The sequence below is a fragment of the Vibrio sp. QJM3NY_21 genome (assembly GCF_057785975.1).
This window is the reverse complement of sequence record NZ_CM173514.1, coordinates 346,547-371,483: the sequence shown is the minus strand read 5'-3', so window position 1 is coordinate 371,483 and position 24,937 is coordinate 346,547. Positions and strand designations below refer to the sequence as shown.

At 44.0% G+C, this 24,937-nt stretch carries 23 protein-coding genes; 10 read left to right on the top strand and 13 right to left on the bottom strand.

Annotation, left to right across the window (positions count from 1 at the left end; translation table 11 throughout):
- Positions 1 to 134 precede the first annotated feature (134 nt).
- The 3 genes from AC3CID_RS17535 to AC3CID_RS17525 form a co-directional block, all read right to left on the bottom strand.
- The gene (locus tag AC3CID_RS17535; RefSeq protein WP_004731744.1) at positions 135 to 821 is read right to left on the bottom strand and encodes a MaoC family dehydratase; all 687 of its coding nucleotides are present in this window, start codon (positions 819 to 821) and stop codon (positions 135 to 137) included.
- A 333-nt stretch (positions 822 to 1,154) separates the two neighbouring features.
- Positions 1,155 to 4,307, bottom strand: coding sequence for an efflux RND transporter permease subunit (locus AC3CID_RS17530; protein WP_004731746.1), 3,153 nt, complete (start codon positions 4,305 to 4,307; stop codon positions 1,155 to 1,157).
- Between the two features lie 11 nt (positions 4,308 to 4,318).
- Positions 4,319 to 5,455 (bottom strand): efflux RND transporter periplasmic adaptor subunit, encoded by a 1,137-nt coding sequence (locus AC3CID_RS17525; RefSeq protein WP_029222275.1) that lies wholly within the window; start codon positions 5,453 to 5,455, stop codon positions 4,319 to 4,321.
- Between the two features lie 259 nt (positions 5,456 to 5,714).
- Between AC3CID_RS17525 and AC3CID_RS17520 the strand changes: the two genes are divergently transcribed.
- Entirely contained in the window at positions 5,715 to 6,158 is a 444-nt protein-coding gene (locus AC3CID_RS17520; RefSeq protein ID WP_004731749.1) for a dCMP deaminase family protein, read from the top strand.
- A gap of 134 nt (positions 6,159 to 6,292) precedes the next feature.
- On the opposite strand, the gene AC3CID_RS17515 is transcribed toward AC3CID_RS17520, so the two are convergent.
- The 3 genes from AC3CID_RS17515 to pepT all read right to left on the bottom strand — a co-directional run bounded on the left by AC3CID_RS17515 (position 6,293) and on the right by pepT (position 9,085).
- The gene (locus tag AC3CID_RS17515; protein ID WP_065207038.1) at positions 6,293 to 7,135 is read right to left on the bottom strand and encodes a mechanosensitive ion channel family protein; all 843 of its coding nucleotides are present in this window, start codon (positions 7,133 to 7,135) and stop codon (positions 6,293 to 6,295) included.
- 173 nt (positions 7,136 to 7,308) lie between these two features.
- Positions 7,309 to 7,776 (bottom strand): DM13 domain-containing protein, encoded by a 468-nt coding sequence (locus AC3CID_RS17510; protein ID WP_054545722.1) that lies wholly within the window; start codon positions 7,774 to 7,776, stop codon positions 7,309 to 7,311.
- Positions 7,777 to 7,852: 76 nt separating this feature from the next.
- A complete protein-coding gene (pepT, locus tag AC3CID_RS17505; RefSeq protein WP_488527788.1) occupies positions 7,853 to 9,085 on the bottom strand; it encodes a peptidase T in 1,233 nt (410 codons plus the stop codon).
- Positions 9,086 to 9,433: 348 nt separating this feature from the next.
- Between pepT and AC3CID_RS17500 the strand changes: the two genes are divergently transcribed.
- From AC3CID_RS17500 to AC3CID_RS17490, 3 genes are all read left to right on the top strand, one after another.
- On the top strand, positions 9,434 to 9,580 hold the full coding sequence (locus AC3CID_RS17500) for a hypothetical protein (RefSeq protein WP_004731758.1): 147 nt from the start codon (positions 9,434 to 9,436) through the stop codon (positions 9,578 to 9,580).
- A gap of 349 nt (positions 9,581 to 9,929) precedes the next feature.
- Positions 9,930 to 10,982 (top strand): aldo/keto reductase, encoded by a 1,053-nt coding sequence (locus tag AC3CID_RS17495; RefSeq protein WP_488527787.1) that lies wholly within the window; start codon positions 9,930 to 9,932, stop codon positions 10,980 to 10,982.
- A 206-nt stretch (positions 10,983 to 11,188) separates the two neighbouring features.
- A complete protein-coding gene (locus tag AC3CID_RS17490; protein ID WP_488527786.1) occupies positions 11,189 to 11,923 on the top strand; it encodes a TrmH family RNA methyltransferase in 735 nt (244 codons plus the stop codon).
- Between the two features lie 97 nt (positions 11,924 to 12,020).
- Here the strand turns inward: AC3CID_RS17490 and fdxA are convergent, their stop codons facing one another.
- Positions 12,021 to 12,344: a ferredoxin FdxA gene (fdxA, locus tag AC3CID_RS17485; protein WP_004731764.1), complete on the bottom strand. Its 324-nt coding sequence runs from the start codon at positions 12,342 to 12,344 to the stop codon at positions 12,021 to 12,023.
- Between the two features lie 253 nt (positions 12,345 to 12,597).
- On the opposite strand from fdxA, the gene AC3CID_RS17480 reads away from it, so the two are divergent.
- Positions 12,598 to 14,229 (top strand): NAD(P)/FAD-dependent oxidoreductase, encoded by a 1,632-nt coding sequence (locus AC3CID_RS17480; RefSeq protein WP_488527785.1) that lies wholly within the window; start codon positions 12,598 to 12,600, stop codon positions 14,227 to 14,229.
- A 132-nt stretch (positions 14,230 to 14,361) separates the two neighbouring features.
- Here the strand turns inward: AC3CID_RS17480 and bluB are convergent, their stop codons facing one another.
- Positions 14,362 to 15,030, bottom strand: coding sequence for a 5,6-dimethylbenzimidazole synthase (gene bluB / locus AC3CID_RS17475; RefSeq protein ID WP_488527784.1), 669 nt, complete (start codon positions 15,028 to 15,030; stop codon positions 14,362 to 14,364).
- Positions 15,031 to 15,194: 164 nt separating this feature from the next.
- Here bluB and AC3CID_RS17470 point away from each other — a divergent pair, with 164 nt between their 5' ends.
- From AC3CID_RS17470 to AC3CID_RS17460, 3 genes are all read left to right on the top strand, one after another.
- Positions 15,195 to 16,394: a DEAD/DEAH box helicase gene (locus AC3CID_RS17470; RefSeq protein WP_009844775.1), complete on the top strand. Its 1,200-nt coding sequence runs from the start codon at positions 15,195 to 15,197 to the stop codon at positions 16,392 to 16,394.
- A 108-nt stretch (positions 16,395 to 16,502) separates the two neighbouring features.
- Positions 16,503 to 16,907, top strand: coding sequence for a PPC domain-containing DNA-binding protein (locus AC3CID_RS17465; RefSeq protein ID WP_488527783.1), 405 nt, complete (start codon positions 16,503 to 16,505; stop codon positions 16,905 to 16,907).
- A 67-nt stretch (positions 16,908 to 16,974) separates the two neighbouring features.
- Positions 16,975 to 17,598 carry a 3'-5' exonuclease gene (locus AC3CID_RS17460; RefSeq protein WP_488527782.1) on the top strand — a complete coding sequence of 208 codons (624 nt, stop codon included), beginning with the start codon at positions 16,975 to 16,977 and terminating at the stop codon, positions 17,596 to 17,598.
- 104 nt (positions 17,599 to 17,702) lie between these two features.
- Here AC3CID_RS17460 and AC3CID_RS17455 read toward each other — a convergent pair whose 3' ends face one another.
- Positions 17,703 to 18,539 (bottom strand): DUF6279 family lipoprotein, encoded by an 837-nt coding sequence (locus AC3CID_RS17455; protein WP_488527781.1) that lies wholly within the window; start codon positions 18,537 to 18,539, stop codon positions 17,703 to 17,705.
- A gap of 302 nt (positions 18,540 to 18,841) precedes the next feature.
- Between AC3CID_RS17455 and AC3CID_RS17450 the strand changes: the two genes are divergently transcribed.
- Entirely contained in the window at positions 18,842 to 19,015 is a 174-nt protein-coding gene (locus AC3CID_RS17450; protein ID WP_017087326.1) for a hypothetical protein, read from the top strand.
- A gap of 84 nt (positions 19,016 to 19,099) precedes the next feature.
- Here the strand turns inward: AC3CID_RS17450 and dbpA are convergent, their stop codons facing one another.
- The 3 genes from dbpA to AC3CID_RS17435 all read right to left on the bottom strand — a co-directional run bounded on the left by dbpA (position 19,100) and on the right by AC3CID_RS17435 (position 22,376).
- Positions 19,100 to 20,479 (bottom strand): ATP-dependent RNA helicase DbpA, encoded by a 1,380-nt coding sequence (gene dbpA / locus AC3CID_RS17445; protein WP_017074818.1) that lies wholly within the window; start codon positions 20,477 to 20,479, stop codon positions 19,100 to 19,102.
- A gap of 176 nt (positions 20,480 to 20,655) precedes the next feature.
- On the bottom strand, positions 20,656 to 21,564 hold the full coding sequence (locus AC3CID_RS17440; RefSeq protein ID WP_102280605.1) for an aldo/keto reductase: 909 nt from the start codon (positions 21,562 to 21,564) through the stop codon (positions 20,656 to 20,658).
- 218 nt (positions 21,565 to 21,782) lie between these two features.
- A complete protein-coding gene (locus AC3CID_RS17435; protein ID WP_488527780.1) occupies positions 21,783 to 22,376 on the bottom strand; it encodes a hypothetical protein in 594 nt (197 codons plus the stop codon).
- A gap of 222 nt (positions 22,377 to 22,598) precedes the next feature.
- Here AC3CID_RS17435 and AC3CID_RS17430 point away from each other — a divergent pair, with 222 nt between their 5' ends.
- Positions 22,599 to 24,446, top strand: a complete 1,848-nt coding sequence (locus tag AC3CID_RS17430; protein WP_488527779.1) for a M3 family metallopeptidase — start codon at positions 22,599 to 22,601, stop codon at positions 24,444 to 24,446.
- Positions 24,447 to 24,539: 93 nt separating this feature from the next.
- Here AC3CID_RS17430 and AC3CID_RS17425 read toward each other — a convergent pair whose 3' ends face one another.
- Entirely contained in the window at positions 24,540 to 24,851 is a 312-nt protein-coding gene (locus AC3CID_RS17425; RefSeq protein ID WP_029222415.1) for a hypothetical protein, read from the bottom strand.
- Positions 24,852 to 24,937: the final 86 nt, after the last annotated feature.

The window sequence follows — 24,937 nt, the reverse complement described above, 5'->3', positions numbered from 1 at the left end:
TACTTTTAGTGATGTTATTAGGATGCTGATGATGTCGCCTTGATAGACACAAACAAAAAGAGAGAGCCTTAAGCTCTCTCTTTTTTTTGAATCTATAATCTTCGCTTAAAAGCAGTTCCACTTATAAAAAAGCTCTAGAAGTGAAGTTGGATTACCGAAACAATCACAGCGCCAGGACGACGAATACCTTCGATTTCTACGCGAATTTCGCGTTCAATCTCTAGGCCTTTCTTAATTGGCGTTACTTTTGTTAGCGTACTTTTAGCACGAACGTTACTGCCCGATTTGACAGGATATGGGAAACGTACTTGGTTAAGACCAATGTTTACAACCATCTTCGCTGTTGGGAATTGAGACTTATCAGGATCAACACTGTCAGTCAGTCTAGGAAGCAGAGACAAAGTCAAAAAACCATGTGCGATGGTTGTTTTGAACGGAGAATCTGTTTCAGCCTTAGAAGGTTCAGTATGGATCCATTGCATATCTTCAGTAACAAGGCCGAACTGGTTGATACGGTCTTGACTAACATTGATCCAGTCGCCAGTATGAATAACTTCACCGATCTGCTGATTAAGCTCATCAAACACAAGCTGTGCTTCTCGCGTTAATACGAGCGGCTGTTCTATTGGCATCTCTGGTGCATCTTCATTTACAGCAGGTTTGTGGTGATCACGAACCCAAGCAAAGAAATGGCTATTTTGCGTACGATTCAGAAAGTCACCCCAGTAATCTCTAAGAGCTGGAGACATCCATTGCATAAACTCTGAGTGTTGCGAAGACACGCTATCGCCTCGGTGTTTAAATAAATCAATGACTTTCATAAGAACCTCAATGCACAAAAAATTTCAATATAACTAGCTAATTTTGAAACACTTCACACTATTGTGCAAATGTTTTCGAGCATACACTCGTTAGCTGAACCGTGTTATTTCCATAGTAAACAGACACTTAACAATAAAACATCATTTTATTACAAAACCTAAATTAGAGTGTTAGCTCTATCACAAAACGAACATTTGATTATATAAATGGCGTTTTTATTCACAAGCGGAATAAAAAAGGCTTAGCGCAATGCTAAGCCTCAGTTTTTATAAGGATTTAATCCTGTAAGGGATTAGCCTTGCAAGGCGTTAATCTTACCGGAGTTAAGTCTCCTATTCGTCATCAAGTGGAATCAACTTAGTCGTGCCACCGTGTGCCTTCTCACGCTTACGTTGCACGAATGCATAGAAGCCTGGGATTAGGAACGTACCCGCTAACAACACACATAGCAGACCGCCGATCAATGAAATACCCAACGAGTTCTGGCTCACGTGACCTGCGCCCGCTGCGAAGATAAGCGGGAAGATACCTAAAATGAACGACCAAGAGGTCATGTTCACAGCACGGAAACGCAGCGTACCGCCCTTCACTGCCGCATCTTCAATTGATGCGTCTTTCTCTTCACGCTCCACTTTTGCGAACTCTACAATCAAGATTGCGTTCTTCGCGGCCAAGGCTATCAAGAGAACCAAACCAATTTGCGCATAGAGGTTCAACGGTGTGCCTGTTAGATTCAACGCTAAGAAGGAGCCTAAGGTTGCAACCGGTACCACTAAGATAATCGCTATCGGTATTGTCCAACTCTCGTATTGAGCCACCATAAACAGGTAGATGAAGATCAGAGCCAGTGCAAAAGCAAAGATCGCTTGGTTGCCAGCCAATACTTCTTGGTAGGCCATGCCTGTCCATTCGTACTGATAACCCTGAGGTAAGACTTCAGCGGCTACACGTTCCATTGCAGCAATCGCATCACCACTTGAGTAACCCGGCGCTGGCTGGCCTTGAATCACGGCACTGCGGTACATGTTGTAACGCCATGCGACATCTGGTTCGAATATCTGGTCGTAAGTCACCAATGTACTGAGCGGGATCATCTCGCCATTAGACGAGCGCACGTGGAATCGTTGGAGATCATCCATGCTGCTACGGTGTTCACTATCAGCTTGCATGGTCACGCGGAAGTTCTTACCAAACATGGTGAAATCGTTCACGTACAGTGAACCAAGATTACCTTGCAGAGTTTGGAATATTTCCGACAACGGAATACCTAACTGTTGCGCTTTCTCACGGTCGATATCGACATAATAGTGAGGAACGTTGGCACGGAAAGTACTGAACGTATGTGAAATCTCAGGCTGTTTGTTCGCCTCAGCAATCACGTCATTCATTACCATCGCCAGATCAGTACGACTACGACCTAATGTATCTTCTAGAACAAATTCGAAACCAGAAGCAGCACCCATACCCGGAACTGCTGGAGGTCCCATTGCAAACACAATAGCTTGAGGCAGTTCAGTGGCCGCTCGACCATTAATACGTTGTGAGATAGCTTGTGCGGAATGTTGACCATCCAGTGCGTTACGCATATCCCAATCATGCAGTTTGATAAATAGCGACGCGCCATTCGAAGCAGAAGCGCCTGTCATGAATGCGTAGCCGTTTACCAGTGTCACACCATCAACACCCGGCTCTTGCTCAACCATCTCTAGCAACTGCTCAGTCACATCTTCTGTACGAGACAGTGATGCCGCGTCAGGAAGCTGCACGTTAACCAGCAAAATACCTTTATCTTCTTGAGGTACAAACGCGGTTGACGTCGTTTTCGCGAAGTAAGTAACCGCTGCTAGCGCCACAACAAAGAAGGTGAACAGCAGAACACCTTTTTTCACAAGGAAGCCGGCGATTTGGCCGTATTTGTTAGTAACAGACTCTAGGCCACGGTTGAACGCTTGGTACCAACGAGCTGTGTTGCCACCGCCCTGCTTGAGAACCAGTGAACACAATGCTGGTGACAGTGTTAGAGCATTAATAGAAGAGATAACAACAGCGATACAAATAGTCAGAGCAAACTGACGATACATGATGCCAGTAATACCCGGCAACATCGCTACAGGGATGAACACCGCTAACAGAACCAAGGTTGAGGTAACGATAGGTCCCGTTACTTCTTTCATCGCGATCAGCGTTGCTTTACGCGGTGAAATCGTTGGGTCTTTAGCCATCGTGGTATCGACATTCTCGATAACCAATATCGCATCATCTACTACGATACCAATCGCCAATATCAAACCAAATAAGGTTACCGTGTTGATGGTAAAGCCGGTCATCTGCATGACGGCAAAGGTACCAATCAACGACACCGGAATCGCAACCACAGGAATCAAGGTTGCACGCGCACTGCCCAAGAACAGGTAAGTCACCGCGATAACCAGCAAGATAGCTTCGATGAGTGTTTTGACTACGCCTTTAATCGATTCAGCAACGAATACCGTGGTGTCATAACTCGCTTCGTAAGCCACACCTTCAGGGAAGTTAGTGCTTAGATTGTCGAGCATCGCCATGACCGCTTTACCACTTTCCAACGCGTTTGCGTCTGACTGAAGTGACAGCGTTACGATTGAAGCATCTTGTCCTCGATATTTACCATTGCCATCGTAGAATTTTTTACCTAACTCAACGCGTGCAATGTCTTTTAAGTAAACGGTTGAACCATCTTGATTTGCACGAAGTACAACATTTTCAAACTCATCAGCCGTTTCTAAGCGGCCTTTTGTCACCAAGTTGAACTGTACTTCTTGTGGATTGGCGTATGGTGCAGCACCAATACGACCGGCAGCGACTTGAACATTTTGTTCAGCCAATGCGCCATACACATCAGATGTTGTTAGGTTCAGGTTAGCCATTTTCTCAGGGTCTAACCAAACACGCATCGAATACTCACCGCCGCCCAACACGTTTACTTCACTAATACCCGACACACGTGCCAGTTGGTCTTTAATGTTTAAGTTTACGTAGTTGATCAGGAACTGGTCGTCATACTCACCATTCGGAGAGTAAAAGTTCAATACCATCAAAAGGTCAGGTGAACGTTTCTTAACCGTTACGCCGACCATTCTAACTTCTTGTGGAAGCTTCGATTCGATTTGGGCTACTCGGTTCTGAACGTTGACCTGAGCCATATCAGCATCAGTACCGACATCAAAGGTCACATTAAGATTGTATGAACCGTCGTTAGCACTTTTAGAAGACATGTAGATCATATCTTCCACGCCATTCACCGACGTCTCTATGGGGTCGGCTATCGCCTGTTCCACCACTTCAGCACTGGCACCCGTGTAGAATGCCGATACACTGACCGATGGTGGGCTAATTTTTGGATATTCGGCCACTGGTAAGATAGCGAGAGAGATCGCACCCGCCAGCGTTAATATTATGGATATGACAAGGGCAAACTTAGGCCTTTGAATAAAGAAACGACTTAACATAAATAGCCCCCTTACTCAGCTTGTTCAGCAGAAGCTTGAATACGAACAGACATACCATTACGTACACGCTGTAGGCCTTGAGTGATCACCGCGTCGTCTTTCTCTAATCCAGATTGAACAATCACGCCACCTTCAACTTGTCGCCCCATCTCAATATTTCTACGCTCAGCGACTGGTGCAGCTTCGCCTTCAACCAGTACCATTACAAAGTCACCTTCTAGGTCGGTTTGAACTGCACGGCGCGGAATAGTCACAACATCAATAGGTTGTTTCTCACGCAGGTCAACGCGAACGTGTTGACCCGGAAGTAGTTGCTGATTCGGGTTATCGGCAATCGCACGCATCGCGATTGTACCTGTATTGAGGTTGATACGGTTGCCCAAGAAATCAAGCTGACCTAGATGTTCAAACGCTTCACCATTCTCAAGTATGATCTGAACTTCAACCCCTGCAGAATCACTGCTGCCGTCGCCTTCAATGCGATCCATCCCTAACTCAATACGCTCACGCTCACTGATGCTGAACGACGCATGGATTGGGTCTAGGCTAACCAACGTAGTTAATACACCTGAAGACGGCGAAACCAGATCACCAGTGCTCACTTTGGTGTCGCTGATTCTTCCAGAAAAAGGCGCGGTAATTTGGGTATGGGAAAGCTGAACATTGGCTGCGTTTAGCTGAGCATGGCTAGCTTCAAGTTGCGCTTGAGAACCTAATAAGTTTGCCGTCAATGCATCAAATTCCGATTGAGAAATACTGCCTTTAGGAAGCAGATTCTTACCGCGGTTGAAATCAAGTTCGGCTTTTTTAAGGTTTGCATTCGCTTGAGCAACAGACGCTTTTGCGCTTGCGACTTCAGCTTCAAAAGAAGATGGCTCGATCGAGTAAAGCAATTGGCCCTTTTCGACCATTTGACCTTCATTGAAATGACGGCTTTGTAGATAGCCTGAAACCTGCGCGGTGATAGCCGTGTCTTCAACGGCTTCAATACGACCGATGTACGACTTACTTTGCTGGTGAGAAACAACGCTAACATCCTGTACAGCTACGAGAGGTAGAGGCGCTTGCTTGGCATTTTGAGCATCTTGCCCACACCCAGCAAGAATAAGAGAGCTTGCAAGAGCCGTAAGGATCAACTTTTTACGCATGGTTATACCGTCACTTATTAGTATTTGAACAGCATAAAATTTACGTAACACACTCGTCACCATTGTCCGAGGAATATCAATTATAACTAGCCAAAGTGTATCAATATGTTAATTGAAACCAAGTGCTTATAAAGTGATTACAAACGCGTTACAATTCCTAAGTAAATCAACCTCTCAGCTTTTGTTCTCTATGGATATTGTCTAACATCATGTATTGTCGGACAGATAAGCATTCACATTTAATTGTTAAGGAATTCTCATGATTTCAAAATGGGCTAAACGTTTCTATCAAATGGCGGAATTGGTCGGTTCTTGGAGTAAAGATCCTTCAACTCAAGTCGGCGCCGTAATCACTAAGCACAACCGTATTGTTTCCGTTGGTTTTAATGGCTACCCACATGGCGTGTCTGATAGTGCGGATACTGATGACAGGGAAATGAAGTACCTTAAGACGCTTCACGCTGAAGAAAATGCAATCTTGTTTGCTAAACGTGATTTAGACAGTTGTGAAGTTTGGGTGACTCACTTCCCTTGTCCGAACTGTGCAGCAAAAATCATCCAAACTGGGATTTCAGCGGTACATTGCCCAGAGCAAAGTGAAGACTTCCTTTCTCGTTGGGGCGATAAAATCAAGATAAGCCAAGATATGTTTGAGCAAGCTGGTGTGGAAGTAGACTGGTTACCACTCGCTGATCTGGACTAATATCGAAGCTGAATTTCAGATACAAAAAAGCCGAGAGTCGATATATCGCTCTCGGCTTTCTTTTTTTCGGGCGCTATAGTTTGGACACTATAGTTTAGACGCTGTAGGTTGGTCGCAATAGACTGACGAGTAAATTAATCGTTGCTTGGGAATGCAAGAGCGTAAGCTTCCATGAAATCCTTACGGATATCCTGTTCAAGGTGAATCGCTTTTTCGGTCGGACAGAAGATCATAAAGTGCACTTCTTGCTCACCCGTCGAACTGCTCGTGATATGGATATGAGGCTCAGATCCCGGAAGATCAACGCCAGCGTGTTTTTCGATCACACCGTTATAACGGCGGGCAACATCGATAAATTCTTCACAATGCTCTTCAATTTTAACGATAAGGCCCGGCACCATTGGATATAGGTTAACGAAGTCTTTTACCGTCACAAAAAAGTTATGATAAACGTAGCGCTTCATGAAATTAAGGTTCTTGACCGGGTAGGTGAAGAACATGCTATTGGGCAGCGTAGCGGTCTTACCTGTGAAATGGTATTGCCCATGATATAGGTCGATTTCTTGAATCACAGTCGCCATCAAGTTGTGCTCAATCACCTCACCGCTGATTTTACCTACTTCAATCCAGTCACCAATTCGAAATGAACGAGAGCTTGCGCGTTGAATCGACCCCGTAAAACATAAGATGATCTCTTTCGACGCAACGACTATAGCAACAGCAATGGCCGTAACCGACAGTGCAAACTCGCTGATTTCAGATTTCCACAGCACAAATAAAGTGACCATAATAATGGCAAACGTACCGTTCTTGGTACGTGACATCCAGTTACGTTGATCTTCACTGAGAAAAGCGACATCACCACGGATTCGAGACAGAGTGATTCGTCGGATTATTAATATAATGCAGATGATCAGCATACTAAAAATAAACTTATTAGCGAGTAAGAAATCGATCACTTGCCACAACTTTTCCATTACGTATTCCTTTGTATTACAACAATTAAGCTTTATAACAACGAGCATTAAAACAATTGAGCTCTATAACGATGAGCTTTACAGCGACTGACTCAACCCAAAAAACGCATTATAAAAAAGCGCTCAAAAATAGAGCGCCCCTTTTCATGATTAATTCAGCTTAGGTAAGGCTATCATTTTATCTTGGCAGAAGTAATAAATTGGCCAAAAGTTTCACACCAAATCACAACCGTATTAAATCGATTGAGATCAACACCTTCAGGCAACTCAACCATAAATCGGTCGAATGTTTTTACATCTCCGACTCTCAGTAAATCGCTTTTACTATCATTGAAGGCTTGTTCGGTTTCAATAAACTTAGGTGATAGGTAAACTTTGTAATCAGGCCCCGGTGCCAGTTCACCTTCAAAAGCTATCGCACTTTCAGAAACCGAAACGATGCCTTCTCCCCAATGCAAAAAGTCACTGTCTTGTCGGTCTTTGGTGAACTCACCTGTATAGATAGCCTGCTGACTGATCGCTTCAACAGAACTTGAGGAAGGAGAATCAGGCTCAATCAAGATAGGTAATGCATAGACACCAAGCCCAAAACCAAAAGCACCCACGGCTAAGTGGGTGCAAAGTAAAACTAACTTTTTCATCGCGTACTCCCTTATGCTCAAAGAGAGTATTATTGAATACTCTTAAAAATACAAAGAGATATAACGCTTTGATATCCTATTTTTGGTAATGAGTCGCCGTACGCTGAGACAATTCGACAATCACTTTTACCGCTTGCTCCATGCCTTGAATGGTAATGAACTCATGAATACCGTGGAAGTTATAGCCGCCAGTGAAGATATTCGGACATGGTAGCCCCATGAAAGATAAGCGAGCACCGTCTGTACCGCCTCGGATCGGTTTAATCATTGGCTCAACATCGCACTCGATCATCGCTTGCTTCGCTAATTCAATAATATGTTGATGCGGTTCAACCATCTCTTTCATATTGAAGTAGCTATCGGTTAGCACCAGCTCAACACGGCCTTTCTCAAGACGCTCATTCAGCTCATCCACTTTCTGTTGCATGAATGCCTTACGCGCTTCTACACCCTCACGTTCAAAATCACGGATGATGTAACCCAGTTCAGAGCGAGCCACACCCATTTCAGCTGATTTCAGGTGGTAGAAACCTTCATAACCTTCTGTGCACTCTGGTGTTTCTTGCGTTGGCATCATCAATTGGAATTGCGCCGCGATGTTCATCGAGTTCACCATTTTACCTTTTGCGGTACCCGGATGAACGTTCACGCCATGACAGACAACATCGGCGCTCGTGGCATTAAAGTTCTCAAATTCCAACTCCCCTACCGGGCCACCATCAATGGTATACGCCCATTCGGCACCAAACTTCTTAACATCAAACAAGTTAGCACCACGACCGATCTCTTCGTCTGGCGTGAAGCCAATACAAATATCGCCATGTTTAACGTCTGGGTTTGCTTTAAGGTAAGCAATCGCGCTGATGATTTCAGCGATACCCGCCTTATTATCAGCCCCAAGCAGAGTCGTACCATCGGTAGTGATGAGGTCATGGCCATGCAAGGCATTAAGATCTGGGTATTGGCTTGGATTCAGGCATTCACCGCTTGCACCTAATTCTATCGTTCCACCTTGATAATCTTTAATCACCTGTGGTTTCACGTTCGCGCCGGAAGCATCAGGAGCGGTATCCATATGTGCGACAAAGCCAATAGCAGGCACATCGTAATCGACATTCGACGGCAGTTTCGCCATCAAATAGCCATTTTCGTCTAAAGAGACATCAGTTAACTCTAATGCGATCAATTCTGATTTTAAGGCTTCAGCAAATGTTATTTGACCCGGTGAACTTGGGCACTGCTGATTAGAAGGATCGGATTTAGTATCAAAAGTAACGTAATTCAGAAAACGTTCTACAAGCTTTTCCATAATTCATCTCACCATGGATTAAGTAATTGATTTACTGACTTAATTATTATGTCGATAAGCGATACATCGTTAAATTAAGACGAACATAGAGTCAGTAGCGAGGTTTTTCATCTTACGCCCCTGACCATGTATGTAATTGCTCTACATCATTATTGTGCGAAATTAGACGAGCTTCCTATACTTGAAATAAGAGGGTTTCGTCAGTTCAACATTGCATACGGATGATAAGAGATCGCTTTGTACGCATTCTACGCCCTCCGCTCTCAGCCTAAAAAAAGTACAAAGTGGATGATGATCACAATTTATCCTTGATGCAGAATCTGTCATACGTTACACGGAGACACAGTTATGACGATTAATAAATATTTCATTTTATCTCCTCAAGCCTCTGAGGAAACGCTTCAACCAGCATTAACTGAGAAAGAAGTTCAAAGGCAGGAAGCTCTAAGACAGGCGCAATCTCAAGGTGGGTTTGACACCAACGCGACCTCGTAACTTAATCAATACTCAGAACATATTTAAGAACCCCTAATAAAAGAGCTCTACTTCTCTATGATGTAGAGCTCTTTTGTCTTTGACTCTTCTTCTCTCTTTCTATGATGTCCTATTCAGGCGTCGAACCCATTCACGTTTTGTGACTCCCCTGCTTTATATCTATAGCTCCACGACTATGCAGCTAGCTCATTCGCTACGTTGAGAAATGACTCATTAAACTTCCCTCAGCCATACCTTGTCGTGTCATTTTGTGCTAATAATTTATATTCGTTTTCATTCCTCACTCGCTCTCTTTTCAAAAACTCTAATGCGAGTACCAGAGAACTTAACCACAGGAATCCCGAATTTAATGGAATACTCAAAACTAGGAAGTAGTCAAATTCCCGTTTCCCGAATCTGTCTTGGTAGCATGACTTGGGGGCTGCAAAATACGCAGCAACAAGCCGACCAACAGATCGAATACGCACTAAGCCGAGGTATTAACTTCATCGATACTGCAGAAATGTACGCGGTTCCGCCTTCCCCAGAGACCTACGGCAAAACAGAAGCGATCATTGGTAACTGGCTATCGCGCCACCCGCAGCGCCGCCAAGAACTGATCATAGCGAGTAAGATTGCAGGCCCAGGTCTTCCTTGGGTTCGAGATGGTGGTCCTATAACGGGTGAAGCCGTAATCGAAGCGGTTGATGCGTCATTAAAGCGTCTACAGACTGATTATATCGACCTATATCAACTGCATTGGCCAAATCGAAATACACCTCACTTTGGAAAACAGTTCCCAAATCAAATTCGCTTCAGTGATATCGACCGAAAGCAGCATGAAGGGGAAATGTTGGAGATCCTTCAAGCCCTAGCGAGCTGCATTAAAGCAGGAAAAATCCGTCATGTTGGTTTGTCTGATGACACCACTTGGGGCATCAACACTTATCTCAAGCTGAGCGAAAAACACGATTTGCCACGCATGGTCTCGATTCAGAATGAATTCAGCCTACTTCACGCAAAAGACTGGCCGTATCTGATTGAGAACTGTGTGCATGAAGATGTCGCTTACCTGCCTTGGTCACCGTTATCTGGAGGAATGCTCAGTGGCAAATACATTGATGGTGCGAGACCAGAAGGAAGCCGTTGGACTTACATGCAGCGTAAAGGCATTTTCCGCGACACTGAGTCTGCCAATGAAGCCGTAAAAGGATATGTCGAAGTTGCGAACTCTCATGGATTTACGCCGAGCCAGCTTGCATTAGCATGGTGTAATCAAGTCGATGGTGTTACCTCATCCATCATTGGGGCGACCACGATGGAGCAGCTAAAAGAGAACGTGGCTGCTTTCAGTAAGCCATTATCAGAAGAGATTCTTACCGATATCAACACAGTGTTTAAGCGCTATCCTGTTCCATATTAAGCTGTAGTTCACCCAGCCTTCTCAGTTTGTCTAGCCTGTTCAGCTTAATCTTTGGTAAGTAAATCAGATAAGAGCGTACTATTTAGTACGCTTTTCTTTTTGTAAGTGGGTCGCTTTGCTTTTTATGTGGATCGCATTGAGCTATCACGCTTTTGGTTCTCCAACCTTTGCTCTATAATGCGCGGGCTTATATCTAGGATAAAAACATGATTTCAAAAAACCAATTAAAACTCCTTCGTGCTTTGGGCCAAAAGAAACAACGTAAAGCCCACGGCTTGTTTCTAGTTCAAGGTGAAAAGAACGTTCTTGAGCTTTTCAATAGTGACTTAGTCGTGAAGAACGTCTTTGCTACCGCTGATTTCTTATCTGAAAATCACGCTTCACTTATTGAGTTTGATTGTGTTGAAGCCTCGCTGGATGACCTAACCAAAGCGAGTACTTTGGTGAGTAACAATGCCGCGATTGCTGTCGTTGAGATCCCAACATTTGAACTGCCAAAAGCAACTGGGTTGATGATTGCACTGGATGGCGTATCTGATCCGGGCAACCTAGGTACCATTATTCGCGTAGCAGACTGGTATGGTATTAAGCATATCGTTGCGAGCAGCGATTGTGCAGACCCATACAACCCTAAGACCATCAGTGCAACTATGGGTAGCTTTGGCCGAGTACACGTAAGCCAAACAGACTTACCGGCTTATTTAGAACAAGCGAACCTACCGGTTTACGGCGCGTTCTTAGAAGGCGAAAGTGTTCATAAGACAGAATTTACTGCCAATGGCATTTTGCTAATGGGCAGCGAGTCTCACGGCATTCGTGAACATGCGGCTAAATACGTAACGGATAAGATTACGATTCCTGCATTCGGTGGCGCAGAGTCTCTGAATGTAGCAATGGCGACAGGTATCATTCTCGACAATATGCGTCGTCAACATAGCTAGATTTCATAAGCTAACGAGCCAATCGACAGTGTTCAGATATTAAAAAAGGCGTATTGATTAAATCAGTACGCCTTTTTATTTGAGTTCTTTTCAACAACTACTTTTCTAGCATTGCCAACTTATCAGACACACCATTCCACTTTTCAGCTTCATCCATCGGTGCTTTTACTTCCGTTTGTACCGGCCAAATCTCGGCAAGCTCGGCATTCACTTCAATAAAGATCTTTTGATCTTCTGGCAGTTCATCTTCTTGGAAGATCGCTTGAGCATCACATTCAGGTACACATAAACCACAATCAATGCATTCGATTGGGTTGATTACCATGAAATTCGGGCCTTCATGGAACGCATCTGCGGGGCATACCGCCACACAGTCTGTGTATTTACATTGAATACAGTTATCGCCTACGACAAATGCCATGATGCTCTGCTCTATAAGTTAGTCAAAATTGAAGAATGGGGGATAATACTCATCCCAAGGCAAAATTCAACATCATACGACTCTAATATCGTGTCTATTTGCTCGATGCTTCCAAATTAGTATGACAGATAAATCAATTTCTCGTAAAATGCGCGCCATTGTGAGCTTATCGCTTCTTTCAACACCAGCGTTTTATCAAACTCTGTATTAAGAAACGATCTAGCTAAGACACCTATAAAAACGAGACATCAAAATGATACGTTTAACCGAAATTAAACTCCCACTAGACCATGAAGAGTCAGCCATTCAAGACGCGATTGAAGCGAAGCTTGGCATTAACGCTGATCAGGTACTTTCTTTTAATATCTTTAAACGTGGCTACGATGCTCGTAAGAAATCAAAAATCTTACTTATCTACACGCTTGACGTTCTCGTTGAAAACGAAGCTAAGCTGCTAGAGCCATTCATCAGCGACCCACACGTAAAAGTGACTCCTGACATGGAGTACAAATTTGTGGCGAAAGCGGTTGAGAACCAAACCGAGCGCCCTGTCGTTATCGGCTTTGGCCCCTGTGGCTTGTTCGCTGGCCTAGTGCTTGCTCAAATGGGCTTCAACCCGATCATCGTTGAGCGCGGTAAAGAAGTTCGTGAACGTACTAAAGATACCTTTGGTTTCTGGCGTAAGCGTACACTGAACACTGAATCAAACGTACAATTTGGTGAAGGCGGTGCTGGTACCTTCTCTGACGGTAAGCTTTACAGCCAAGTAAAGGATCCAAAGCACTACGGCCGTAAAGTAATCGAAGAATTCGTTGCAGCTGGCGCACCAGAAGAGATTCTATACGTAAGTAAGCCGCACATCGGTACCTTCAAACTGGTTACTATGATCGAAAAAATGCGTGCTTCTATCATTGAGCTAGGCGGCGAAATCCGTTTCAGCACTCGCGTAGACGACGTTCATATGGAAGACGGTCAAATCACTGGCCTAATGCTTTCTAACGGTGAAGAGATTAAAACTCGTCACGTAGTACTGGCTGTTGGCCACAGTGCTCGTGATACGTTTGAAATGCTGCACGAACGTGGCGTTTACATGGAAGCTAAGCCTTTCTCTGTTGGTTTCCGTATCGAACACAAGCAAGCGATGATCGATGAAGCTCGCTTCGGCAAGAACGCGGGTAACCCTATCCTAGGTGCTGCAGACTACAAACTCGTTCACCACTGTAAAAATGGCCGCACTGTATACAGTTTCTGTATGTGCCCGGGTGGTACTGTGGTTGCAGCGACTTCTGAAGAAGGCCGCGTAGTAACCAATGGCATGAGCCAATACTCTCGTGCAGAACGTAACGCAAACAGTGCCATCGTTGTGGGTATCGACCCTGAACGCGATTACCCAGGTGACGCACTAGCAGGTATCCGTTTACAGCGTGAGTTAGAAAGTGCCGCTTATGTTCTAGGTGGCGAGAACTACGACGCCCCTGCACAGAAAATCGGTGACTTCCTGAAAGGTCGTGATCCAAGTGAAATCGGTGAAGTAAAACCATCATTCACGCCGGGTATCCACCTAACGGACATTTCAAAAGCACTACCTGATTTTGCTATCGAAGCAATTCGTGAAGCAATTCCAGCGTTCGAGAAGAAGATCAAAGGCTTCTCTACGCCAGACGGTCTATTAACAGGCGTTGAGACGCGTACGTCTTCTCCTGTATGTATCAAGCGTGGCAAAGACTTCCAAAGCATCAACCTTAAGGGCTTCTTCCCTGCAGGTGAAGGCGCAGGCTACGCGGGTGGTATCCTGTCTGCTGGTATCGATGGTATTAAGGCTGCAGAAGCACTAGCACTGTCTATGGTAGAACAGAACCAAGCTGAGAAGATTGAGATCGCTTAAGCTCTCAATTTGCTTATCTAAATTGGTCTGTATATCTAAATTAGATAACAACTAGCAAATATCAAAAAGGGCTCAATGAGCCCTTTTTTAGATCTTGATACTAACCGCTGAGATTGATGTGAGTAGATACCATTACTCTTCGTTTGACTTGATTTGGCCTGAGTTCCACTTCCCTTCATGAATCGCAGAATTGACGTCTCTTCTTGGTAACCAGCCCATGGTTTCAAGTTCGGGTTTATCTTTGAAGTGTTCAACGTAGCCGATACATAAGTACGCCACAATATCGATGTTTGCTGGGATATCTAATGCGTCTCGCAATGTTGAGTCGTGCAGGATGCTCACCCAACCTAGTCCTAGATTCTCAGCTCTTGCTGCAAGCCACAAATTTTGAACTGCACACACGGTGCTGTACAGATCCATCTCTTGTTTGATCGTTCTACCTAGAACAACCTTTCCGGTTCGATTGCGGTCGCAAGTCACGCATATACCAATAGGCGATTCGACGATACCTTCAAGCTTTAGACGCTTATACATCGCCTGTTTTTCATCGGTGAACATTTCTGCGGATTCGGCATGAGCCTGATTAAAGCCGGCTTTGATCTGTTGCTTGGTTTCGATATCACGAACGACGACAAAGTCCCAAGGTTGCATAAAACCGACACTGGGAGCATGGTGCGCTGCGGTTAACACTCGCATCAAAACGTCTTCAGGGATCTCATCAGGAAGAAACTGACCACGAACATCTCGGCGAGAAAAAATCGTTTTATATACTGCATCGCGTTCATTCGGTGTAATTTCCATACATCCCTGTCTTATCGTCTTATTGAACCAGTATTATCCAACTAAAGTGTCTATGTTACTAGCGGTACACAAGCAACATGGTAGAATACCGCCATTAATCTTATCCTTGTATAAGATTGTTGAACCTTTCCATCGCTATTTAGCCAAATCATACCGAGAAACTTATGCCATTTTCCAAGCTTGGATTAAGCTCACCTATTGTTAAAGCCGTTGCAAAACAAGGCTATGAAAAGCCAACCTCTATTCAAGAAAAAGCAATTCCAATTGTACTTTCTGGTAAGAACCTTATTGCTGCTGCACAAACAGGTACAGGTAAAACTGCGAGCTTTGTTCTCCCTATCTTAGAAATGCTAAGTAAAGGTGAAACACAACGTAAAAAGCGTATTCGTGCTGTTATTCTGACACCAACTCGTGAACTTGCGATTCAGGTTGAGCAGAACATTACTAAGTACGCGAAGTTCCTAAACCTAACATCATTAGCGATGTACGGTGGCGTCTCTTACCAACACCAGAAAGATCGTCTTATTGAAGGCGTCGATATTCTTGTGGCAACACCAGGTCGTTTGATCGATATGTACGGACAACGTGCCGTTCACTTTGATGAAGTCGAAGTACTGGTTCTTGATGAAGCTGACCGCATGCTAGACATGGGTTTCATCGAAGACATCAACAAGATCATCGCACGTTTGCCACAAAACATTCAAAACCTGTTGTTCTCAGCAACGCTATCAACGCCAGTTCGTGCGCTAGCGAAAAGCGCAATCAGTGAAGCGGAAGAGATTTCAATTGCCAAAACTGACGCTTCTAAAGCGAACATCGAGCAATGGTTGGTAACAGTTGATAAAGACCGTAAGTCTGCACTATTGAGCCACATGATCACTGACGGTGAGTGGGACCAAGCGCTTATCTTTATCGAGACTAAGCACGGCGCGGCTAAGTTGGTTGCTCAACTTGAAAAGCGTGGTATCGAAGCGGAAGCTTTCCACAGTGGACGTAGCCAAGCGATTCGTGAAAAGATTCTGGCTGATTTCAAAAAAGGTCGTCTAAAATATCTAGTTGCAACAGGGGTTGCTGCTCGTGGTATCGATATCGATAACCTAAGCCGCGTAGTGAACTACGACATCCCATTCCCAGCAGACGACTATGTTCACCGTATTGGTCGTACAGGCCGTGCTGATGCATCTGGTGAAGCGATCTCTTTCCTATCGAAAGACAACTTCAAGAACCTATGTATTATTGAAAAACGTCTTGGTCACTTGATTGAACGACGTGTAGTTGAAGGTTTCGAACCACGTAAAGAAGTACCAATCTCTGTATTGAACTTCGTGCCTAAAAAGAAAAGAGACCTGCAGCAACCTGAGTAATTTCAAATTTAGACAATGCGAGAGTCGCGTTAACCAAAATACAAATGAAACGAAGCCCAATACGGCTTCGTTTTGTTCTTTGAAACACGAATAAAGGCAGGTAACTAGATGATCCCCCCTATCGTAACGAGATTAACTAGAGGCCAAGATCTAAAGCTTGAGCTCCAAAAACTAGTGACAACGCACAATATCTCGGCAGGCTCTATTGCGTCTTGTGTCGGGTGTGTTTCACAACTCAATATTCGTCTGGCTAATGCGAACAATACCAAGCTAATCAAAGCTCCGTTCGAAATTGTGTCTGTGATGGCGACGCTAACCCCAAACCACCAGCATGTTCATATATCCGTTGCTGATGAAAATGGCGATGTGATTGGTGGGCACTTGCTTGAAGGGACGATTATCGCGACCACTGCTGAATTGATTGTTCACCGCTACGATACCTTGACCTTCAACAGAGAGCATGACGATTCGACAGGTTACACTGAGCTCACGATCAGCGAGAACACGCAATAGATCGCCCCGTAGTAACACTAAGCGCTCCATATAAAGCTATACAACCCAATAGTAATTAGGAAACACGATGGCTCCAAACTCCGCAGACTCCGTTATCGTTCTCGATTTCGAAACCACAGGCTTATCACCAAACATGGGTGACCGAGCGATTGAAATCGGTGCGGTTAAACTCGTTAACGGCGAAGTCGTCGACACGTTCCAGCAGCTCATGAATCCAGGGTTTCGTGTTAGCGGGTTCATTGAAAGCTATACCGGAATCAGTAACCGTATGTTAAGCACATCGGCTAGTTGTAGTGAAGTGATGGATGAGTTTGCCGACTTTATCCAAGACAGCCAACTGGTTGCTCACAATGCGTCGTTTGATAAACGCTTTCTAGATGCGGAATTAGACTTTATTGGCCGAGACTACACAGGCAAGTTCGCTTGCTCAATGTTGATTGCTCGCCGCCTGATTCAAGACGCACCCACTCATAAACTGGGTGACCTTGTACGTTTCAAAAATATCGACAACGATGGTACTTTTCACAGAGCGTTAGCCGATTCAGAAATGACAACACGCTTATGGTTATTGATGATTGATGAACTTCAAAATGACCACGGCATTCAACAGCCAAGCTTTCAACTGATGCAGAAAATATCTAAGACCGCTAAAGGCTCGATTCCAAAGCTGTTAATGAGCAATCGCAATTAAAGCTCTCGGCTCTCAGCTACAAACTACAAACCATAGATCGAAATAAAGGCTGATTCGTTTCGCGAAATCAGCCTTATTATATACGGGTGTTACTTAGAACCGCCCTACTCCTGCAATGCCACCAGCGTTGACTTGAGGCTCTCTAACTCATTCATGAAATAAGACCATTGCTTATCACTACTCGCTGCCGCGATATCCACCAAAAACTTCGCTGATGTCTGCATATTCTTATCAAGCTTAGACTCCAGTTCTTGCGGATAATAAGCTTCATTATTCAAAAGTAAGTTCATAATAATTGGCTGCGCAATATGTAGGTCAGTCTTCTTTTTCATAAGAGTTGTGAGATCTTGGTAGGTATTATTTTGATATTGGCGCCAGTTCTCGTTGGTATTTACCCACTCTTGAGACCAAGTCGAAATAATCTGTTTTTGCTCTTTCGATACCGACCCTAGCCATCGCTCTAGCCTATCTTCTATTCGACTTCGATATCGTTCTCTCGAATCTTCATCATTCAATGATAATCTTTCTTCGTAATACTCTTGCTGCTTTTCTCTAAAGTTCTTTAAGAATTCGTTATCTTGCTCAGGGGTAAGCTGCATACTTAATGCGTAAATATCAGGAGAGAACTTGTTAACGATTAAGCGAATATGATTTTTAGTTTGTTCACTTTGATCAATGATAAAAGCTGAATTCATATCAGAACGGTCTAGGTTTTGAATCGCTTGCAGTTGCGACATATACAGCGGAAGTTGGGTTTCTTTATGCCATTGCTGTAATAAGTCGAGGCGCTCTTCGAGCTCTGATTCTTGACTGTTGGATAGAGAAACAAAGTCTTCAATATAGCTAACCGCAAACCAGCTTATATTGTTGTAGGCAAATTTAGTCCCGCAACCAGCGAATACAAAACAGACTAATAAGACTAACCATCGACACTTTCTCATTTAACCCTCTCACGATATTCAACAAATCCACAATCCATTAACTCACCCTTTTAAGGTTAGCTCTAGTTCTTATAACGCTCGTTCTAGCTCTTATAAAAGTAGCCTTAATAAGCAGTGGCTGTAAAAACTTTGAGATAAATTGAGACTCAGACTTGCTAATCTAGCTATTTCGGCAAATGATTAAACTAAAAATAATTAATGGCAGTGATGTAACTTGATTTTTATTGCTCATTTGATGTAAACGAAACCTATAAACGAATGGTTTATTTATTTTCAAATGATTAATATTTGGGAGGTAAGCTATGGCCGCTACTCCTCATTATACAAGCGAGTTAGAGTACGAGCTTTGTTATTTTGACGATGGAAGACTAACCACAATTACGATATCCGCTAATAATCGACAGGAAGCGATGATTTGGTATCTTAGCGAAGGAAGACATATCAACGATTTCTATTCGATCAGACCTGATGAATAAACGTTTGATACGTTACTGGCTGTGGAACACCCTTTACTGCATTATCACTAGCATGACTTAGCAGTAAAGGGAGACAATCTCGAATTACTTCAGAATTCGGGCGCGGAATTGACGACCCTTCATTTTACCTGATTCGATTTTACCTAATGCTTTCTTAGCCATTGATCTTTCTACAGCAACGTAAGCACGCATCGCGAACAAGTTGATCTTACCTACTGACTTACCATCAATACCGCCTTGGCCTGTCAACGCACCAAGGATATCGCCTGCGCGAAGTTTCGCTTTCTTACCACCATCAATCTGGATGGTTACCATGTTTGAGTAGTACGGCTTAGCGATTGGTTTAGCTGGCAACTGAGATGGTTCGATTGGCATATCCATGTACTCATCAATTTGAGCAACACGGTGCATCTCTTTTTCGCTAAAGAAGCTGATAGCGACGCCTTTGCTTCCTGCACGTCCAGTACGACCGATGCGGTGTACGTGAACTTCAGGATCGCGAGACAACTCAAAGTTGAACACAGCATCTAGGTTATCAACATCAAGACCACGAGCGGCAACATCGGTTGCAACCAAGATAGAGATGGTTTTGTTTGAGAACTGAACCAAAGCTTGGTCACGTTCACGCTGTTCCATGTCGCCATGAAGCTCGATAACACTGAAACCACGGTGGCTTAGCTCATCATTTACGTTCTGTACTTCTTTCTTAGTATTACAGAACACAACCGCTGACTCTGGTTGATGATGAAGAAGCATTAGCTCTAGTGCGTCATCACGAGCTTCAGTACCTTCAACCTTATAAAAGTGTTGTTGGATGCTTGAGTGATCGTGCGTTGATTCAACCTTCACCATTTCAGGGTTATTCATGATGCGGTCTGCAACAGATTTAATCTGTTTAGGGAAAGTTGCACTGAACAATAACGTTTGACGATCTTTTGGTGCTGCTTCAATAACAGCATCTAGTGCATCTTGGAAACCCATTTCCAGCATGCGATCGGCTTCATCTAACACAAGTGTGTTCAACTCAGACAGGTCAATACGCTCTCTCTCTAGGTGGTCCAGGATACGACCAGGAGTGCCCACAAGAATGTGTGCGCCATGCTCTAATGAACCAATTTGTGGCCCCATTGGCATACCGCCACATAGTGTCAGCACTTTAATATTGTGAATGCCACGAGCAAGAGTACGGATCTCTTTTGCTACTTGGTCTGCAAGCTCACGAGTCGGACATAACACTAAAGATTGAACACGAAAACGCTTAACGCGTAGGTTTTGCAGCACGCCTAAACCAAAGGCAGCTGTTTTACCTGAACCCGTTTTACCCTGACCGATAACATCCTTGCCATCCAGAATAATAGGAAGACTTAACGCTTGAATAGGCGTCATTTCAGTATAACCAAGAGAATCTAACGTATTTAGAAGCTCTGGCTTAAGGGCGATTGAAGAGAATTTTGAAGTGCTCAATGGAAATATCCAACTGGTGAAAAACAGAGTGCATTATGAGTGTTTTTGAAAATTATTCCACCTTAATCACAGTTTTGGAGCAACATGTTAGGCGAATACAAAAAAACCAGCTGGGGTGCTGGTTTTTTACGTTGAAACATCTAAGTCTGTGGATAAATGCCAGACCCCAAAGGTCTCTATGGCACACCGTGGCCTTTAGATGCAACCCATACGCGATACCATTGCTCGCGAGTCAGTTCGATTTTCAGTGCATCAACGGCCGTCTTCACACGTTCAATCTTTCCTGAGCCAATAATCGCGATCGGGTTAGACGGTAAACGGCGAACCCAAGCGTAAATCACTTGGTCAATGCTGTCCGCACCCACTTCTTGGCGAATCGCTTCTAGCTCATCACGAACGCGAATTGCTTGTACTGAATCGCCACTGAAGATGCTACCACCACCGAGACAAGACCACGCCATTGGACGAATACGGTTCATCTGCAGTTGATCCAGCGTACCATCATGGGCGACTTCGAAGTTCAATGGATTGATTTCAACTTGGTTAGTCACCAGTGGCTTACCTAGTCGAGATTGCAGTAAGTCGAACTGACGCGGTGAAAAGTTAGAAACACCGAAATGCTTAACTTTACCTACCTTATGCAGTTCAGCGAACGCTTCTGCTACTTCATCTGCATCCATCAGTACATCAGGGCGATGAATCAGTAATACATCCAGTTCGGTTACACCCAAGCGCTCTAGAGAATTATTTACTGATTGGTAAATATGGTGCGCGCTGGTGTCATAGTGATTGATCTTACGATCTGGAGTGTGGTCACCACACAAGTTGATGTCGCACTTGGTGACGATTTGAATATCATCACGAAGGCTTGGCTCAAGCGCTAATGCTTCACCAAACAACTTTTCACATTGGTAGTTACCGTAAATATCCGCGTGATCAACAGTTGTGATACCAAGATCAATGTGCTGCTTCAGGAAAGTCAGGCGTTGTTGCGGGGTCATGCCCCACTCTGCTGTACGCCAGTATCCTTGCACCAACTCAGAAAGTTCTGGGCCTTGTGGCGCTGTCGTTACTCTTGCAACCATGGGTTGTCTCCTTTATCAATACTACACGTATCCTAAGCTCGTTTTACCGAAGGCTCAACGTATAACAAATGGCAAAGGTGAACGCTTAATAAAAAATGTGAGAGCCACAGAAAAACGAACACTTAAATGAATAATAGCTTGCTGTCTGCCCGTCAACCGTTCTCCTGAAAGGCTTGTTTACTCTGATGAATGACGAAACTATCTATAAATTTGAGCAATTAAAGACGATTTAGTTCAACCGTTAAGTTGTCGCCATCACTATGTAACTGAATCCAAGGAGCTGAAGAACGAGAAGAAGATGAGGAAGAACTAGGCACATTCCATAAACTCATTTGCTCAGAGGAATGATGCGGCGCATTGATGAATTCAACGAGTTGTTTATCTACCTTCTCGTAACCAACGCCCTCACGTTTCACTTGTTCAAGTAGAGCGACGACATCGAACTCATCCTCTCCAATACGAATTGAGCTGAGAGCAAAGCCATCTTGGCGAAGGTAGGCTTGAAGCTTTGTGTAACTTAGGTTCGAATATGGCAGGTTTAAGCGAACCACCTCGACGCTTGAGTCGCCCAACTCCAATTCAACATAAACATTCAGATCGTAATACCGCGTCAAATCACTGCACAGAAGAGCACCTTCGATCTCACCACAATCCATTAGGTCATTATCGTTAACATAATTTTGAGAACTAGGTTGAGCTGAACTGCTATTGAATACCGTTCGCAACCACCAGCTTTCACTCGCTTGCACAGAAAATGAAAGGGTACTCAGAGCCAATAACAAAGGTAGGATTAAGACAGGAAGAGTTCTCATTAATTGTGCTTATTTCGCGCGGTATGAAGCGTTCATTATACGTGACCAGCCGACAAACAACTTATCGACTGACCTCTTTTTAGCTAAAAAATTATTGGTAATGGCTAATATTAACAAGCTTGATACTAAGAAGACTTGCATTCTGTTATATCTATCGTCACAAAATACATTCAATCAATGTGTCATAATGTTGAAATTACTGGTTAAATTTCAAGGAATGTCATGACTGCAACGAACTATCTCAACCAATTGAATCAAAAGTACCTTGCGACTCATAAAGCGAAAGAAGACTTCTTTTGGGATACATATATGGGCATCAGTGACGACCACGATGGCTCGACACTCGCGCAGACTCAGTGGACTGAATTTCTAAGCTCTGCCGAACAGATTGCTGCTATCGAAACGCAACTAGCTGCTATCGATAAAATTCAAGATCCCCTAGAAAAAGAGAGTACGCTAACAGGCTTGAATGGTTGGTTAGCGACCTTTAGATCTCACGCTATTGAGTCTGAGCAGTCACAGAAGCTTAAAGCCGATCTCATAAAGTTTGAGGCTGAACTGTTTGAGAAAAAACAAAATCATGTGATGACTTACGTAAATGAAACGGGTGATGAAACAGAAGGATCACTGCCCGTTTTAGGCTCAGCAGTTAGAAGTAATGGAAATGAACAAGTTAGGCTTTCTGCACATCAAGCACTATTAGATTTAGAACAGTGGCTGCTGACTAACGGCTTTATTGAGCTGATCAAGAAACGTAACCAATTTGCTCAATCACTGGGATTTAAAACCTTCTTTGATTACTCGGTGCTGAAAACCGAACAGATGACGACAGAACAACTGTTTACGATTCTGGATGACTTCGAAGCACGCACGCGTGATAGCCATCAGCAAAGCCTAGCCAATTTGGCTGAGCAGAAAGGCGAGAATGCACTTCAAGCCCATAACTTTACCTACTCTTTTGCAGGTGACGTTATGAATGATCTTGATCCTTATGTTCCGTTCTCAAAGTCACTTCGACGCTGGATTGAATCTTTTGGTCGCCTAAACATCGAATACTCTCAAGCGACATTAAAATTGGATCTGCTTGATCGTAAAGGTAAGTACCCTAATGGTTTCTGCCATGGCCCTATCCCATCTTTCTACGATCAAGACACTTGGGTAGCGGCTCAAGTTAACTTCACGAGCAACGCAAAGCCCGATCAAGTAGGTAGCGGTTATGATGGCATCAATACACTATTTCACGAGGGTGGTCATGCGGCCCATTTTGCTAACGTTAAAATGAACGCACCGTGTTTCTCGCAAGAGTTTGCACCAACCTCGATGGCTTATGCCGAAACGCAATCCATGTTCTGTGACAGCTTGTTAAATGACGCCGATTGGCTCAAACAATACGCGCTTAATGCAGATGGCCAAGCAGTACCTGATGAGTTAATCAAAGCAATCATCGATAACAAACAACCCTTCAGAGCTTATCAAGAACGCAGCATTTTAGTGGTTCCGTATTTCGAGCGAGCACTTTACGAATTGGCGGATGAAGATCTGACACCTGAAAAGATCACCGCGCTTGCTCGTGGCAGTGAGAAAACGATTCTTGGATTGGCTTGTAGCCCTCGTCCATTAATGGCGATCCCGCATCTCTTATCGGATGAAGCCTCTTGCGCGTATCAAGGTTACCTGCTGGCTCATATGGCGGTGTATCAGACTCGTGCGTATTTCACCGATAAGTTTGGCTACTTAACGGATAACCCAGAGATCGGCCCTTTATTAGCTAAGCACTATTGGCACCAAGGAAATAGCATCAATCATAATGGGACAATCGAAAGCCTGACAGGGGAAGGTTTTAATGCCAAATACCTCGCTGACGAGTGCAACTTATCGCCAGAGCAAGCTTGGGCTATTGAGGGGCAAAAAATCAAACAGCTGTCGACAAGAGAACGTGCACCAGTCGCTGATTTGAATGCGAAGATATCGATCGTTGATGGGGCCACCGAGTTGGCGAATAATGATAAGTCAAACCATCAGATGTGTGATGAGTTTGAACACTTTATCGTTGGGCAATACGGCCGATAGCGGGTGCTGAGCATCTATAGCCAAGGTTGAACCAAAAGACCAAACGAAAAAAGGACGATAATTTATCGTCCTTTTTTATATTCAGCGTTGGATCTATGCCGTGACACATATCGAGCGAGTTTCACAATTAAACTCAACATCAACAGAATCAACACTTCGCAATGATTTTCGATGAATGCCAAACACTTGCCCCGTCAAAACAATATAAAACTTCTCTGTTTTGAGTAGATTCCAAGCTTCATCAAGAGATTCAGCATAAACCTTGTTCTTGAGATCTTGCGGGCGAGTACCTGCTACTCTTCCATGTTTGCGCGCCAATTCAAATAATCCATTACGATTCGGTTTACACGTAAACAGGGTATCATTTCCGTAAATACTACCCTTAGCAGTAATGTTTTTAACCATTACATTTCTCCAAATAATAATTCCACTCGTAACACCTGAGTGGCATACCACATGTCGAACTGTGGATATTTAAACTGCGTAAAGAA